This is a genomic window from Streptomyces sp. NBC_00829, from assembly GCF_045161795.1.
GTDB lineage: Bacteria > Actinomycetota > Actinomycetes > Streptomycetales > Streptomycetaceae > Streptomyces.
On record NZ_CP108868.1, the window covers coordinates 404,027 to 418,164 of the forward strand.

Here is a 14,138-nt window from a genome sequence, read left to right on the forward strand (position 1 = left end):
CCCCGCAGCGCTGGCCGCTCGTACGTCCGGACCCGGCATCCCCGCCTCACGCACCGCACCCCGTGCCGACGGCACCTCCTCGATGAGTACCGACGCCTTCCGCGCAGCGCTGAAGCGCGGCATCGCGCGCGATGCCGCGCCAACCGTTGCCGCGGCGGCGGCCGCCGAAGCGGCGCGCCGGCTCACTCAGGGCCGCCTGGAGGTATCCGACCTGCGGGTGCTGCTCCTGGAGACCCCCGGCTCGGAGGTCTGGGCGGCGGTTCGCCGTGCAGCGCTCACCACAGTCACCGCCAGCCCGGAACTGGCGCCGAGCATCATCTCCATGCACGCCCAGCTGCTCCGGCTGCCGGCGGCGACCGTCCGCGAGGGCCAGGACGCCGGGAGCCAGGACGGCTTTCACGCGCAGGCCACGCTCACGGTCGACGACCAGCAGATCAGCGGCAGCATTCAGCGCTCCCGCACCCGCAAGGGCGCCCGGCAGCAGGCCATGACCACGCTCATCGCGGCGCTCGCCGGCCTTCCCGACCCGCTCGCCGACCGTGCCGCGAAGGCATGGGGCGCATCCGTCGGCCCCGCCGTCCCGCCGCCAGCCCCGGCGCCTCGCGCCGGCTCGGCACCCGCTGCGGGCCGCAGCCCCATCTCGGTCCTTCACGAGTTCGCCCAGGCCGGGCACACCACGACACCCGACTTCCGGGTCACGGGGGCCGCTTCCGCCTTCACCGCCACGGTCACCGCCGTCCACCGCGGGCAGAAGCTCGCCGCGACAGGTGAGGGATCGAGCAAACAGAGCGCCCGCGCGGCCGCGGCCAACAGCCTCCTGGAAATGCTTCAGCAAGCACTGGCCGCCGAGGTCCCCGCAGCTCCCACGCCCGAGCCTCCCACCCCGTCCACCGCCCCGGCGCTGCTTCCGCCGCTCGGCCTCGCCCGTACACAAGAGCCACCCCCCGCCGTTCCCGCCAGCGCAGCCGAGTTGTTCCGCGCGCACCACGTCCTCGAGCAGGCCCTCGCCGACGGCGCGGCGCTCACCCTGCTGCCCGCCCGCCACCCCGCCCACAGCACCTGGATGATCTTCCGGCCCGACGGCGCACCGCTCCCCGACCTCGAACTACTGCCGGCGCCCCTTCAGCCGGTCACCCGCGACCTCGTCCTGGCCGGGACCGGCGGCATCATGCCGCGCCGCGCCACCGTGACCGGCATGGCTGTCCCGCTCCGACTCGCCCTCCCCCTGATCCTCGATCCCCGCCAGGGAGAGCACGCCTCGGTCACCGGATGGCGCCACCCTCTGCGCCTGGCCCTCACGTGCGTGGCGCAGCAGCGCGTCCACCCGGCCCTCACCGACCAAGGCCAGGGCTGCTGGCGCATCGGCCCGATTACCGAAGCCCTGCGCACCGCCGTCACCGACGTCGCCGCGCTGATGGCCCCCGAAGGACACTGCCTCCTCGCCGGCACCAACCCCATCCGCGTCCCGTCCCCCGAACACGCGGTGTGGCCCCTGCTCGACGCCGTCGCCGACACCATGCTCCGCACCCCCGGCACCCCCACCCTCCTGGGATCCGGCCCCCACACCGGGCCCGCCGGCCAGGACGCCGAGGCGACACCCGAGTTGTGGAGGTGGGCGGACGCGATCGAGGACACCGTCGATCCCCACCCCACCCCGCGCCTGGTGCTGCGCATCAAGGAACCCGACACCGCGGGCACCATCCCGTCCGCACCTGCCGTCCTGCACCTCGCCGCCCCCGACCAGGACGACACCGTTGCAGCGATCACGGTCTGGGACGGGGCACCGCACAGCCAAGCCGAGCTCACCCCCGCCGCCCTGCCCGCTGTACGCCGCGCGCTGCGCCGGGCCGCCCGCCACTACCCGCCCCTGGCGCACCTCGCCGCCCAGGAACGCCCCCACCGCATCTCCCTGACCGCCCAGGACCTGGCCCGCCTCCACGACCACGCCACCGCCCCGCTCGCCGAGGCCGGCATCACCGTGCAGTGGCCCCCCACCCTCCTCGGCGCCCTCACCGGCACCGCCGTCATCGGCACCCACGACCCCGGCGACGAGGACGAGTCCCCGACGGGTGGCGGATACCTCGCACTGGAACGCCTGGTGGACTGCCGCTGGCACATCAACCTCGACGGTGACCCGCTGACCGAGCAGGAGATGACCGCGCTGGCCGACGCCGCGTGGCCGCTGATCCAACTACGAGGCCGCTGGCTCCTGGTCGACGCCGACACCGCTCGCCGCGCCCGCGCCCGAGACCTCGCACCCCTGCCATCCCTCGACGCGCTGACCGCGGCCCTGTCCGGCACCCTCACCCTCGCGGCGAAGCCCTCGAAGCCCGGCCCGCCGGCGCCCTGGCCACCCTGGTCGGCACGCTGCGCGGCGCCCCCGACGAGACCCGGGCCGTGCCCCCGCCGACCGCCCTGAAAGCGACGCTGCGCCACTACCAGCAGCGCGCCCTGACCTGGCTCGCGAACATGGTCGACCTGGGCTTCGGCACGCTGCTCGCCGACGACATGGGCCTCGGCAAGACCCTGACGACCATCGCCCTGCACCTGAACCGCGTCGAGACCACCCGCGCCGCCGGCCCGACGCTGGTGGTCTGCCCGGCCTCCCTGATCGCGAACTGGGAGCGCGAGATCACCCGCTTCGCGCCCTCCACCACGGTCGTGCGCTACCACGGCGCCGACCGAACCCTCGACCGCGACGCCCTCGACCCCAACACGGTCGTCATCACCACCTACGGCACCGTCCGCCGTGACACCACATCCCTCGCCGCCGCCGCGTGGGGCCTGGTCGTCGCGGACGAGGCCCAGCACATCAAGAACCCCACCTCCGCCACCGCCAAGGCACTGCGCACCGTGCCCGCCCGCGGCCGGATCGCGGTCACCGGCACCCCGGTGGAGAACAACATCACCGAGCTGTGGGCCATCCTCGACTGGACCAACCCCTCCCTCTTCGGCACCCGCAAAGCCTTCCGCACCCGCTACGGCGCCGTCGAGAAGGACTCCGCCTCACCCGCCGCAGCCCAACTCGCTCGGCTCGTCGGCCCGTTCATGCTGCGACGGCGCAAGACGGACCCCGGCATCGCCCCCGAACTGCCCGGCAAAGTGCACCACCACCGCATCGTCGCCCTCACCGAAGAACAGATCGGCCTGTACGAGGCATCGGTCCGCGACACCATGGACAAGATCGCCACCAGCACCGGAATCCAGCGCCGCGGCCTGGTCCTCAAGCTGCTCCAGGCCCTGCGCCAGATCTGCAACACCCCCAGCCTGTATCTCAAGGAGCCGCTGGACGACGCCGACCCGGCCGGCCTCTCCCTCCGCTCGGGCAAGCTGGCAGCCCTGGACGACCTCATGCCCACCCTGGCCGAGCGCGGCGAAGCCTCCCTGATCTTCACTGGGTATGTACAGATGGGCCGGATCCTCGAGCACCACCTCCGCGCCCGCGGCCGCTCCGTCCGCTTCCTCCACGGCGGGACGCCCCCAGCGCGCCGCCAGGACCTCGTCGACGCCTTCCAGAACGACCCGGACCCCGCGCCGGTGTTCATCCTGTCCGTCAAGGCCGCCGGCACCGGACTGACCCTCACCCGGGCCGAGCACGTCGTTCACTACGACCGGCCCTGGAACCCGGCCGTCGAAGACCAGGCGACCGACCGCGCCCACCGCATCGGCCAGCGCCGCACCGTCCAGGTCCACCACCTGATCACCGAGGGCACCGTGGAAGACCACATCAACGACCTCCTCGCCCGCAAACGCGCCCTTACCGACGCGGTCCTCACCTCCGGCGAGAGCGCCCTCGCCGACCTCGACGACACCGAACTCAACGCGCTCGTCGCCCTGGGGACCCGATGACCGGCTCCGGCAACACCCGCAACATGGCCCCCCTCGTCGCCGCCTGGAAACAAGCCTTCCACCTGGCGACCAACGGCTCCGGCTCCTACGGCAAGGGCCTCAACCTCCACCGCAACGGCGCCGTCGCCCAGATTCACGCACAGCCCGGCCGCCTGGCCGCCGCCGTCACCGCGAAGAAGGCCACCCACCAAGCCGTCCTGCTCCTGCCCGAACTGACCGACAGCCAGTGGGACACTCTCGCCGACCGCCTGGCCGGCAACCCCCAAGCCGTCGCCGACCTCCTCGCCCACCGGGTCCCCGCGGCGATCGCAGACCCCGGACACGCAGGCGGCGTCGCCATCGTCCCGGACGCAGAAGAGATCACGTTCTCCTGCTCCTGCCCCACCGGCCACGCGGGCCGTGTGTGCGACCACAGCGCCGCCCTCGGCCACGCCGTCACCGAACGCCTCGCCGTCACGGCCTCCATCCTGCTCGGCGCCCGCGGCATGCCCGCCCGCAGCCTCGCCGCCCTCGTCCGCGACCTCATGGCCGACACCGACCCCGGCACCCTCCCGGCAGACGCCGATGGAACCGTCCGCGCCGACCAGCTCTACTCCCTGGCAGCCCACCGGCCACCGCACTCCCCGCCCGACATCGACCTCGATCCCATCGTCCCGGTCACCACCACCCTCGACGACCCGCCCATCCCCGGGCCCCGCGCCCAAGACCTGGCCTGGATGACCCAGGACGCCGCCAACCGCGCCCGAGCGCTCCTGACCGCCATCCCGGACCCACCCCACGACGACCTCGCCGACACCGTGCGAATCCTCGCCAGCCCTCACGGCATCGACCGGCTACCCGCCGCCGCCGACGCCACCGGTCTCACCGAAACCACGCTGCGCGCCATGATGATCGGCTACCGTCACGGCGGCCCGGCCGGCGCCCATGCCACCCTCGCCGCAGCCACGATCCCGCCGAGCACCCTGGAACAGGCCGCAGAGGCCCTCCGCGCCTCCCGCGCCGTCACCCTCGGCATCATCGACATCGCCGACGGAGCGATCACCGACTCGACCGCAGGCGTCCAGATCCGGCCCGGTCTCGACGGTCGGTGGCACCCCTTCACGCTCTGGCGAGCCGATGAGTGGCGTCCCGCCCCCGGAGCCTGCGACGATCCCGCCGAAGTATTCCGCGCCGCTCGGCGCGCCCGCGCCGCACGACCGGCCAGGAGATGACTCGCCAGGCTCCGCTCGGCGGGCGGCCCCACTACCAGCCGGTGACGAAATCGGTCACAGCGAACGGCGGTTCCACGGGACGGTGCGAGGCGTAGAGGAGAATCGGAAAGACCGAAGGCTCGCGGCGCCGGTGAGGAGAAGAGCGATGGATCTGCAGACCGGTGTGCGGATGTACCAGTTTGTTCGCGACCGCCAGGACGAACTCCGGGATGAACAACATCCCGAAGGGCACGACGCGTACATCCAGTCCTGGCGCGACGCCCACGAGCTCAGTCAGGAGTACGCCACCGCAGTCCAGACGGGCAGGACCACTGAGGCCACCCGCGTCCTCAGCGCGCTCACGGCGTTGGCTGACCGGTGGAACAACCACCCCGACTTCCCCGTCGCCCATGCCGGCCGCGCGGTGCACGGCCCGGACACCACATCGGAGCAGTGACCTTGAAGGGCCACTGGTTGCTCATGTCGGGCGCGGTCGTCGTCATGCTGGTCCTCACGCCCCTCGTGATCCGCCTTCGCACCACGTCGTGGACGGTGGGGTGGCTGGCCATCCTGGTGGGCTCCGTCGCCGTGATGGCTCTGCTGGGTCTGGCGGAACGCCTCACCGCAAGGGATGACCAGCCGACGCTCGTTGACGGCCCGGAATCCTGACCCGGCACGCAACTGCGGGAAGAGCCTGCTGGTCAGCTCGTCCAGGTCTTGATCTGAGCCGCGACCTCCCGCACCGGGAGCCCGTCCCGGGCCGCACGGGCCAGGGGGAAAACAGTGTCCAGGCCGGGACTCACCGGAAGGCCGCACGCCGAGAGGTAGGCCGCAGTCACCGTGGCCGCGAACAGGAGGTTCCTCACCTCCAGGCTGGGGTTCCTCGCCAGCTCGCACAGCAGCGCCGCGGCCTTGTGATGAGGCTCGGGATAGACCTCGTGGTCCAGGACCTCCGCCCGATGACGCGCTTCCGCCGCGACCGGCACGCCGTAGTCGACGACCTGGGGGTCTCCCGGGATCTGCTGCGCCACGGCCAAGATCCAGGCGAGGTCGATGCGGAGATTCACGCGGCGTCCCTCGGCGCGCTCTCCATCAGCCCCTCCGGAAGGCCGGGGTAGCGGTCCTCGCCGACCTCCGCCTCGAACGTGTCCGCGTACCCGGCCAGGAACGTCGCGGCGCCGGCCATGAAGGCGGCACGGGTCTGGTCCACATCGGCCTTGATCAAATCGGCGACGTATCCCTGCAGGCTCAGGCCGCGGCGCTTGGCCCGGTCCTCGGCAGCGGCCTTGACGGCGTCGTCCAGTCGGATGTTCGTCTGCTTTCCCATACCGCCACCATAGCTAGCTGGCGGTATCAGCGACTAGCAAACGAAAAGGCTTTCTAACGAGGTCCCCCGCGATTGATCGGGGCGGGGCCGTGACATGACGAGGGCCGCGCGGGTTCTTCGAGTGTGATCAAGAAGTGGGCCCGCGCGGCCTTGTCTCATCCTGCCTTCTGCGGCGTGAGCCGCCAACACTTCGGCGAGTTGCTCGACGAGGTCGAACCCCGGTGGGAATCACGGTGCGAGGGCGAACGCCATGACCGGCGCGGGCACGACCGCCGTCGGCAGGCCGGGGCGGGGCCGAAGTACGAACTCGCCTTCCGCGACAGGCTGGTGATCACTTTGGCCTACCTGCGCACCGGCCTGCCCCAGGATGCCCTCGCCGTGGTCTACGACGTCGGCTCGTCGACGGTCGGCCGGGCCATCCAGGAGATCAGGCCCGTGCTCGCGGCCCGCGGCTTCGCGGTCCCCGACCGGTCCGGCCTGCGCTTGCGCACCTTGGAGGACGTGTTCGCCTACGCGGACGCCGAGAATATCGAGCTGCGGCTCGACGGTGCGGAGACCCAGGTGCGCCGTCCGAAGGCCGACCGCCCCGGGCGCCGGGCATTCGTCTCGGGCAAGCGCAGGCAGAACACCATCAAGACCACCACGTTCAGCGACGGCCAGGGCCGCCTGCTCTACTCCGGGGCGGAACGGCCCGGCCGGATGCACGACCAGACCGCAGTACGCACCGAGGGCATCGCCGAGCAGTTCAGGACCCGTCCCGGCGTGAAGGCGAAAGTCGACTCCGGCTACCAGGGCCTGGCCAAGGAGTTCCCCCACCAGGTCACTGCGCCGCCGAAGAAACCGAAGGAAGACGCCTGCGACGGCGACAAATACGCCTGGCGCGAGGCGAGGCGACGGCAGTCCTCTGCCCGGATCTGCGTCGAGCACACCAACGCCGAACTGCGCCAATGGGCCCCACTGCGGCGGTTCACCGGACGCCGCGAAACCTTCCCCGAGACCCAGCAGGCCATCGCCGCCCTGATCTCCGACCGTGCTGCCAAGCGGCCCACCCGCCGCGAGCACAGCACCGCACTCGTCCTCGCCGACGACGCCGCCTGCTGATCACCCATCAGCCGAACCGCCAGGCCGACACGCCTCAAACTCAATCGCGGGTGAGGTCGTTAGCCGCGAAGCGGCAGGACAATTTGACGCGAGTCACCACGGACATCGACGTCGCGATCCGTCTGGCCCGGCCGTGGCGCCGCTCGGGACGGGCGGGACTCTACGAGGGGCGGACCGCGCCGGCAGACCCCCGGAGCGTGGTGCGCACGGCCTTCTGACCAGCGCCTGCATCCGATTTCTACTCTCGGCTGGTGCGCAGGAGTGTGCCATTGGCGCCGGCGGTGTATTCGCGTCGTGCGTTCTTCTCGATCTTCCGCGCGACCTCTTCGCCGAGGTCAACGCCCTGCATCTCGGCGATCGCCACCAAGTACAGGAATACGTCGGCGAGCTCTTCCCCGCGGTCGGGCAACCCCTTACGCCAAGCCGTGAACGCCTCCCCAACCTCGGCCGTGAGCAGGCCGAACTCCAGCGGGATGTCGGAGGTGTTGAACCCTTTGTCGAGCTTGTTCTTCCAGGCAAGCCTCTGGGCGTCGGTGATGTTCACGGCGGTTCCCCTTGACGGTGCGGTGCGGCCTTCTCGGGGAACACTAACGAGGCCCAGGTGCCGGGGAGGCGGGAACGGGACAGGAGTCAGCCGGTGGGGCGGTGGGATTCCGGCTCGGCGGCGTACATAAAAGCGGACACATGGCCGGTCAGGACGCGGAAGACGCGCTCATAAGCGTCGCCAAGTGCGGCGATCTCCTCCAGTTCGGGAGCCTGGCCGTCGCGGGCCATGAGACGGCTGCGTACGACAGCGGCGGGCGCGGTGAGGTGGAGGAAGACGCCGTCGCGGGCCGTGACGAGGCCGGCCAGGCCGAGGGCCTCGTCCCATGTGATGCGGGATCGGTCGCGGTAGAGGGGGCCGTAGACGAGTTCGCTGACGAAACTGCGGTCCAGGACGAGCCGGCCCGGCCGGGCTAGAAGATCGCGGTATCGGCGGGTCAGGTTCTGGTGGTCGGGCGTGCGGGGTGAGTGCACTGCGATGAAGCCACTCTGGGTGACGAGAAGGTCGGCGAGGGTGGTCTTGCCGACGCCGTCCCCGCCTTCGAGTACGACGGTGCGGTGCTGGGCGATCTCGTCAATGGTCACCCGTTGATCCACGCGGTCACCTCGTCTGCGCTGCGGAGTGTGGCATCAACGCCGTACTGGACCATCAGATTGCGGTGATTGGGCTCACGGCCGACGGCGTGGGTGTAGGTGCTGCGGGGCAGATACGCGGCCACCGGGCGGCCCGTGGCACAGGCCGCCCCGATCAGCAGGGCGGCGCCAGGTGGGGTCTCGGGGCCGGAGCCGTCGACGACAATGCGCGCCGAGCTGAGAGCGGCGTCCCAATCATGGCGTGCGGCCGTGATGGGTTCGACGGCCGCGAAGCGGGTCGGGCCAAGGATGGTGACTCCCGTGATCGTGGTCAGGCCGGGAAGGGCGTAATGGGCTGCCGTGTACGGGGATGGCTCGGCATACACGGTGCTGGAGTCTTGGGCGGGGACGGACATTGTCGGGAGTCGGGCGGGGAGTTGGAGGGCGGCGTCGACGCATGCCTCGGTTGCGTACTGGGCTTGGGCGTGGTTGCGGGCGGCGAAGTCTGCGAAGCGGCTTGTGGCTGGGCCCCGGACGGCGGTTCCGAGGAGGGGGACGCGGACGATGCGGGTGGCGAGGGCGTCCAATAGCGGGTCGGGGAAGACGGTGCGCGGGCCGTGGGGGGCGGCGGAGTAGTCCTGGAAGTCAGTGGTCAGCAGGATGACGGGTGCACCGAGGGCGGCGGCGTAGCCGATCTCCATGCACACGCCGTCGTCCGGGCTGGGTCCGTGAACGATGGCGAGGAAGGCACGGACGCTGCGGAGCCGCTCTCGGTCGAGTTCGAAGATCCGCCTCCCTTTGACGTCGGCGACGAGGTCTTCCTCGTCTGTGTCGCAGAAGGGAAGGAAGACCTGGTCTTCGCCGATCTTGAGGGCAAGGTGGTGGGCCAGCTGAGCGGCGAGGGCGCGGTCGTGGGCGGCGAAGAGACGGTGGGCGACGTAGTACATCGGGCTGCCTCCTGCTGCTGGTCAGGACGGGGCGCGGGGTGGGGCGGGGAAGGTCAGTGGCACGTGGGCGGTGTGCTGGCTGGCGGCCTGTACGGCGCGGTCGAGGGCTGCGGCCGGTGGGAGATGCCGTGCGCGGTGGGCGAGGTAGGTGCCGGCCAGAGTGTCGCCGGCACCGGTGATCTGCCGGACGGTGGGCACGGCTGGCGGGGCGACGGGTCGCTGTGCACAGCCGGGCAGGACAACGCGTGCCGGGCGAGGGCCGTCGGTAACGACGGTCTCCGGGCAGGGGCGCGGGCTGGCGTGGTGGGTGAGGAGGGCGTGTTCCTCGGCGTTGACGAAGATCGTGACCGCGTGCCGGAGCCAGGGGGCGGCGGCGCGGATGAGCTGGGGGGCGCTGGGGAGGTGGAAGTCCAGGCTGAAGGAGCAGCCGCGCTCGGTCAGTGCTGCGAGAACGGCGGGGACATCAAGGGGGTGGCGGCCCCCAGGCGTAGCCGGCACATTCGTCGTCGTGCGGGCACGGCACCATCACGTCGAACCCGTAGTCCCCCTCGCCGTCCACGTCGGTGCGCAGGGCGAGGGTGAGGTACATCTGACCGAGGCGGATCTGCGCGACGCGGTCGCCGCCCGCAACCTCGGAGCGGTCCTTCCACTGCCACAGCGGCAGGATCTCGGGGCCGAACACCCGGCGTACGAGCAGCAGGTCGTCCAGGCCGTCGCCGCCGTCCAGGCCGAGGTCGGCGTTCCGCGTCTCGCTCAGGCGCTCCAGGAGCGGCAGCAGCCGGTAGAGGCTGTCGGCGAAGACGACGTCGTTGAACCCCTCCTTCGTGAGCTGCGGATGGGAGTGCACCATCGCCTTGTGCTGCCGGTGGACCGTGTCGTCCGGGACGGTCCGGTTGGCCGGCCGCGGTCCCTGCCGCTCCACGCACACGGAGGCCGGGGTGGACACCATGACCGCAATGGCGGGCATGCCGTGCCGCTTGGCGGCGGCAACCAGCGGCTCCCTGGCAGACCTGGTGACGTTGGTGGCGTCGACGACCGTGAACCGGCGCCGCGCCATCCGGCGCTCCAGGATCAGGTGCAGGGCGTCGACCGCGTCGGCCGTCGCCTCCTGGTCGCCCGCATCCCCGCTCACCGCCTCCCGCATCGCGTCCAGGGACAGGACCTGCGAGGCGGGCCAGGTCCCGGCGATCGTGCTCTTCCCGGCGCCCGATGCGCCGATGAGGACCACCAAGCAGCTTTCCGGCAGGTCCGGGTAGGTCGGCGCGGTCATGCGGGATCCGTACCTTTCTTCGTGGGTTGCTTCGGGTCATTCGTAAGGGTCGGTTCCTCAGCGATGTCGTCACGGCGTTCGGTCCGCCCTCGGTGCTCTTCGGGGGGACCAACCCCAACTACCCCAAGACACTTGCCTATACGACCGATCGGCGAGACGACGTCCTTCTCTGTTTTCACCTCTGGAACAGTTTCACGCCGAGCCCAAGCCCATCGTCGTCGTGCGTCCACGCCGAGCCAATCCTCTGGGCGTTCCGCGCCGGCGGCACCCCGTTCATGGACGGCTTCACCTTCACGCCTGAGGGAACGGCCCGCCACTCGCTGAGCCGCGACCGCACTCAACCTGAGGGCAGCTGAGGGAATAGTGCACGGTCGGAATAACCCCCTCCCGCCAGTAATCCGTGCCGTGCTCAAGGACTCTGTCGTCGAGTACTACAGCAACCCGGCAGTGAAGTCCACCAAGCGGAAACTCGATCCTGACCTGCCGACAAAGCACTGGTGGATCATCGATCCCGTCGCCAAGGCCATCGATGTCGCCTCGCAACTGTCTCTGCACGACGAGTTCGCCTTCGCCGCGGTCAACGAAGGGGAAGCCGATGCCATCTTCGACAGCCAGGTGGCCATCAAGAGCTTTATCACGCACGTCAACAAGTACCGGCACCACAGCGGGCTGGCCGAGATCCCGGTCGTTGGCGACGTGAAGCCGCACATGTTCCGCAGGACCATGGCGATGCTCACCCGCGACTTCCCAGGCTCCGAGATCGCCGTTGGAATGCAGCTCAAGCACGTCGCCACCAGGGCCCTGGCCAACCGGTCGACCCAGGGCTATATGGCCAAGGACCCGACTTGGGCCAAATACCTGGACGATGCCATCGCCGAGCGCCGCTTCAACCGACTCAAGGAACTGTTCGACGCAGACGGTCGAGGCGGGACTGTCGGCTATGGGCCCGGCGCTGATCGCATGCGCGAGACCTTTCAAGCGGTACGTCGCCGGGCCGAAGAGCTCCGCAGCACCGGGCAGGCCCAGCGCGGCGACGCACGGGTCGAATACGACCTGCTCCGACGCACAGGCTTTCCGATCCGGTTCGGCAAGCTCAACCACTGCACCATGGACGACAACAACCCGACCGGCGCGAAGTGCATCGAGGACGCGATCGTCCCGGAAGGCCACAGAGGCCCTCTGCCGGACCGCTGCCGCCCCTCCAGATGCAGCAACAGCGTCATCACCATCGAGCAGATCCCGATCTGGAAAGCCGAACACGGATCCCTGACGCGGCTGCGGTCCCTGCCGAACCTCCCCTCGGCCCGCCGGGCGTTGATTGACGAGGAGATCCGCGACGTCGAGATCGTGCTCAGGAAGGCGGGCGAATCGTGACCTCCGCCTCACAGCCGCCAAGGGTCTCTGACAAGGCCGAGAAGGCCCTGCGAGAAGCCATGGAACGGCTCTTCGCCGGCACCCCTCTTCGCACCGACGGGAAGCTCACCAAGAACAACCTCTGGCGCGAGGCCGGCGTCAGCCGAGCCACGATGAACCGCGCTACGACCCTGCTCAACGACTGGAACAGCCGGATCAGCGGCAGCACGGCGAGCCAGCGCGACCAGGACCAAGCTCAAGCGATCAAAGAACTGCGACGTCAACTCAAGACGAAGACGGCCGAGGGGCGGCGCCTCCAGGACCAAGTCGATGCGTCAGCGACCGTGATCGCCGTCCTCCTCGCGGAGAACGACGCGCTCCGCAGACAACTCGCTACCCGTTCAGCCGTTGTCGTCCCCCTCGCCAGATCCCAGGCCACCCGCGAGTGAAGTGACCCGACCCCTCATACTCCTCGGCCTCGGATGATCACGAACCGGACGTCATGCGACTACGCCGAAGCCCTGGTCGTGAGGGCGCCTGAACACTTCACGGCGTGTCCACAATATGGACATGATCTGTGACGTGCCTCACGGGCAGGGGGAATTGGGGCGCGGCCAGGCGCTTTCCTTCGGCGACAGGCGTGCGAATACAGACCCGCAAGCTGTTTGGCTTGATCAAAATGACCCGGACCATCGTCAGCCGACCCCAGCACTGCTGGCTGCGCGCCACTGAGAGCGATTTCCATTTAACCCCCGACTGGCGCCGACGGCTTACGCCGACGGGCGCTGCCCCTAGCCCGACTTCCAACTTGCGGCCGGCCCCGGAAGGACAGCGGCCGCCCTATTCGGGTCGACAGGCTGGCAGAAATTGCGGCGCTAAGAGGATGTCTCACGTGGTGAGTTTGGCGAGCTTCTTGTAGCAGGTCAGTGCTGCTGCGAGGCCGAGGAACGCGAGGAAGTGGCTGCCCTTTCGTTCGTACCGGACGGTGAGCCGGCGGTAGCCGAACAGCCAGGAGACCGACGCCGGTTTCCCGGTGGGTCTGCGGTCAAGCCGGGTCTTTCTCCAAGCCGTCAAAGTCGGCTCGATCAAGGCCCATCGGGCGTCGGACAAGTCACTGGGGTTACGGGCTCCGCTGGCTCACGCCGTAGCGTTGGCATGAGCAAGGCGGATGATGATTTTCCGCTGCCTGATGGGCGTTTCCGTCTTATCTTCAAACCAGACGGACTTCGTGCACGAGAAGCGGAGCAAGCGGGCCCTGAAAACCGGCGACCGCAAGGCTCACCTAGCGACACAACACACCTCTAAACGCCCACTGAGACCGAAGCGTTTCGAATGGCCACAGAAATAGTTCGGGATTGCAACCGAAGCATCGGCTCGGCCGAAACAGTTCGGTTGTCATGGTGAGCCCTGCCTGATGAGGTTGAAGAAGTTCGGCAGCACCCATGCGTGTGAGAACTCGCTGCGCCTTCAACGAAAGGGACAATTCTGTGAATTCGGATATAGATCCGCCCTCTCCCGCCCCTGCCTCGCACCGGCGTCCCACCGAGCGCTCACAGCGCTCAGCCCGTCTGCGTCTCGCGCTGACCGGCGGCGCCGTCCTCGCGTTCCTGGGCAGCGGTGCCGCGTTCGCGTCCGGCCAGGCTCCGGCGCACGACACCGGGACGGCCGCCAGCTCACCGGAACAGCAGACGCAGGACGAAGCCAGCCCGGATGACATGCGTGATGCCGGCGTCACGTCGAACGCATGGTTCAGGGACAGGTACTGGCACTACTGACCTGCCGTGCTTGAACGCGTGCTGCTGCTGCGGCAGGCGCTTCGGCCGTGGCTGCGGGGGAGCACCGTCGGTACTGTCGGCAGACCAGTCAGGGCGTCTGCCGCTTCGGTGGCATGCACCTGCCCGCCCCGCGGCGCGTATGCTGGCGCAGTACGTCAAGTGCCCCGTCCTCGGCAGTCCTCATGTCGACAACGTCGAAAAAACGCGTAA

At 69.7% G+C, this 14,138-nt stretch carries 14 protein-coding genes and 3 pseudogenes; 8 read left to right on the forward strand and 9 right to left on the reverse strand.

Features of this window, described 5'->3' with window-relative positions; all coding sequences use genetic code 11:
* The first annotated feature begins 82 nt into the window (after positions 1 to 82).
* The 4 genes and pseudogenes from OG293_RS41565 to OG293_RS41580 all read left to right on the forward strand — a co-directional run bounded on the left by OG293_RS41565 (position 83) and on the right by OG293_RS41580 (position 5,708).
* Positions 83 to 3,849: pseudogene (locus OG293_RS41565) on the forward strand (SNF2-related protein).
* Entirely contained in the window at positions 3,846 to 5,060 is a 1,215-nt protein-coding gene (locus tag OG293_RS41570) for a hypothetical protein (protein WP_331752531.1), read from the forward strand. The pseudogene OG293_RS41565 and the gene OG293_RS41570 overlap by 4 nt, the downstream one beginning before the upstream one ends.
* A 145-nt stretch (positions 5,061 to 5,205) precedes the next feature.
* Positions 5,206 to 5,496, forward strand: coding sequence for a hypothetical protein (locus tag OG293_RS41575; protein WP_331752148.1), 291 nt, complete (start codon positions 5,206 to 5,208; stop codon positions 5,494 to 5,496).
* Positions 5,493 to 5,708: a hypothetical protein gene (locus OG293_RS41580; protein WP_331752146.1), complete on the forward strand. Its 216-nt coding sequence runs from the start codon at positions 5,493 to 5,495 to the stop codon at positions 5,706 to 5,708. The genes OG293_RS41575 and OG293_RS41580 overlap by 4 nt, the downstream gene beginning before the upstream one ends.
* 32 nt (positions 5,709 to 5,740) lie before the next feature.
* Here the strand turns inward: OG293_RS41580 and OG293_RS41585 are convergent, their stop codons facing one another.
* Both OG293_RS41585 and OG293_RS41590 read right to left on the reverse strand, forming a co-directional pair.
* A complete protein-coding gene (locus tag OG293_RS41585) occupies positions 5,741 to 6,106 on the reverse strand; it encodes a hypothetical protein (RefSeq protein WP_331752144.1) in 366 nt (121 codons plus the stop codon).
* Positions 6,103 to 6,366 carry a hypothetical protein gene (locus tag OG293_RS41590; protein WP_331752142.1) on the reverse strand — a complete coding sequence of 88 codons (264 nt, stop codon included), beginning with the start codon at positions 6,364 to 6,366 and terminating at the stop codon, positions 6,103 to 6,105. The genes OG293_RS41585 and OG293_RS41590 overlap by 4 nt, the downstream gene beginning before the upstream one ends.
* Positions 6,367 to 6,540: 174 nt before the next feature.
* On the opposite strand from OG293_RS41590, the gene OG293_RS41595 reads away from it, so the two are divergent.
* Positions 6,541 to 7,467, forward strand: coding sequence for a transposase family protein (locus tag OG293_RS41595; protein WP_406003897.1), 927 nt, complete (start codon positions 6,541 to 6,543; stop codon positions 7,465 to 7,467).
* Between the two features lie 238 nt (positions 7,468 to 7,705).
* Here the strand turns inward: OG293_RS41595 and OG293_RS41600 are convergent, their stop codons facing one another.
* The 5 genes from OG293_RS41600 to OG293_RS41620 form a co-directional block, all read right to left on the reverse strand.
* Positions 7,706 to 8,011 carry a MazG nucleotide pyrophosphohydrolase domain-containing protein gene (locus tag OG293_RS41600; RefSeq protein WP_331752140.1) on the reverse strand — a complete coding sequence of 102 codons (306 nt, stop codon included), beginning with the start codon at positions 8,009 to 8,011 and terminating at the stop codon, positions 7,706 to 7,708.
* 86 nt (positions 8,012 to 8,097) lie between these two features.
* The gene (locus OG293_RS41605; protein WP_406003896.1) at positions 8,098 to 8,595 is read right to left on the reverse strand and encodes a hypothetical protein; all 498 of its coding nucleotides are present in this window, start codon (positions 8,593 to 8,595) and stop codon (positions 8,098 to 8,100) included.
* A complete protein-coding gene (locus OG293_RS41610; protein WP_331752138.1) occupies positions 8,592 to 9,530 on the reverse strand; it encodes a nucleoside 2-deoxyribosyltransferase in 939 nt (312 codons plus the stop codon). Before OG293_RS41610 ends, OG293_RS41605 begins: the two co-directional genes overlap by 4 nt.
* 21 nt (positions 9,531 to 9,551) lie before the next feature.
* Positions 9,552 to 10,028, reverse strand: a complete 477-nt coding sequence (locus OG293_RS41615) for a carbohydrate kinase family protein (RefSeq protein WP_331752137.1) — start codon at positions 10,026 to 10,028, stop codon at positions 9,552 to 9,554.
* Complete coding sequence (locus OG293_RS41620) at positions 9,994 to 10,800, reverse strand: ATP-binding protein (protein WP_331752136.1); 807 nt, start codon at positions 10,798 to 10,800, stop codon at positions 9,994 to 9,996. Before OG293_RS41620 ends, OG293_RS41615 begins: the two co-directional genes overlap by 35 nt.
* Positions 10,801 to 11,205: 405 nt before the next feature.
* On the opposite strand from OG293_RS41620, the gene OG293_RS41625 reads away from it, so the two are divergent.
* Both OG293_RS41625 and OG293_RS41630 read left to right on the forward strand, forming a co-directional pair.
* The gene (locus OG293_RS41625; RefSeq protein ID WP_331752134.1) at positions 11,206 to 12,174 is read left to right on the forward strand and encodes a hypothetical protein; all 969 of its coding nucleotides are present in this window, start codon (positions 11,206 to 11,208) and stop codon (positions 12,172 to 12,174) included.
* Complete coding sequence (locus OG293_RS41630; RefSeq protein ID WP_331752133.1) at positions 12,171 to 12,602, forward strand: hypothetical protein; 432 nt, start codon at positions 12,171 to 12,173, stop codon at positions 12,600 to 12,602. The genes OG293_RS41625 and OG293_RS41630 overlap by 4 nt, the downstream gene beginning before the upstream one ends.
* A gap of 439 nt (positions 12,603 to 13,041) precedes the next feature.
* On the opposite strand, the pseudogene OG293_RS41635 reads toward OG293_RS41630, so the two are convergent.
* Both OG293_RS41635 and OG293_RS41640 read right to left on the reverse strand, forming a co-directional pair.
* Positions 13,042 to 13,173: pseudogene (locus OG293_RS41635) on the reverse strand (IS5/IS1182 family transposase); the annotation flags it as partial.
* A pseudogene (locus OG293_RS41640) lies at positions 13,168 to 13,294 on the reverse strand (IS5/IS1182 family transposase); the annotation flags it as partial. The pseudogenes OG293_RS41635 and OG293_RS41640, both read right to left, overlap by 6 nt.
* A 346-nt stretch (positions 13,295 to 13,640) precedes the next feature.
* On the opposite strand from OG293_RS41640, the gene OG293_RS41645 reads away from it, so the two are divergent.
* Positions 13,641 to 13,928: a hypothetical protein gene (locus tag OG293_RS41645; protein ID WP_331752132.1), complete on the forward strand. Its 288-nt coding sequence runs from the start codon at positions 13,641 to 13,643 to the stop codon at positions 13,926 to 13,928.
* The last annotated feature ends 210 nt before the right edge of the window (positions 13,929 to 14,138 follow it).

Coding starts and splice junctions, on each gene's coding strand:
- OG293_RS41570 (WP_331752531.1), top strand. CDS start 3,846: ATGACCGGCTCCGGCAACACCCGCAACATGGCCCCCCTCGTCGCCGCC.
- OG293_RS41575 (WP_331752148.1), top strand. CDS start 5,206: ATGGATCTGCAGACCGGTGTGCGGATGTACCAGTTTGTTCGCGACCGC.
- OG293_RS41590 (WP_331752142.1), bottom strand. CDS start 6,366: ATGGGAAAGCAGACGAACATCCGACTGGACGACGCCGTCAAGGCCGCT.
- OG293_RS41610 (WP_331752138.1), bottom strand. CDS start 9,530: ATGTACTACGTCGCCCACCGTCTCTTCGCCGCCCACGACCGCGCCCTC.
- OG293_RS41620 (WP_331752136.1), bottom strand. CDS start 10,800: ATGACCGCGCCGACCTACCCGGACCTGCCGGAAAGCTGCTTGGTGGTC.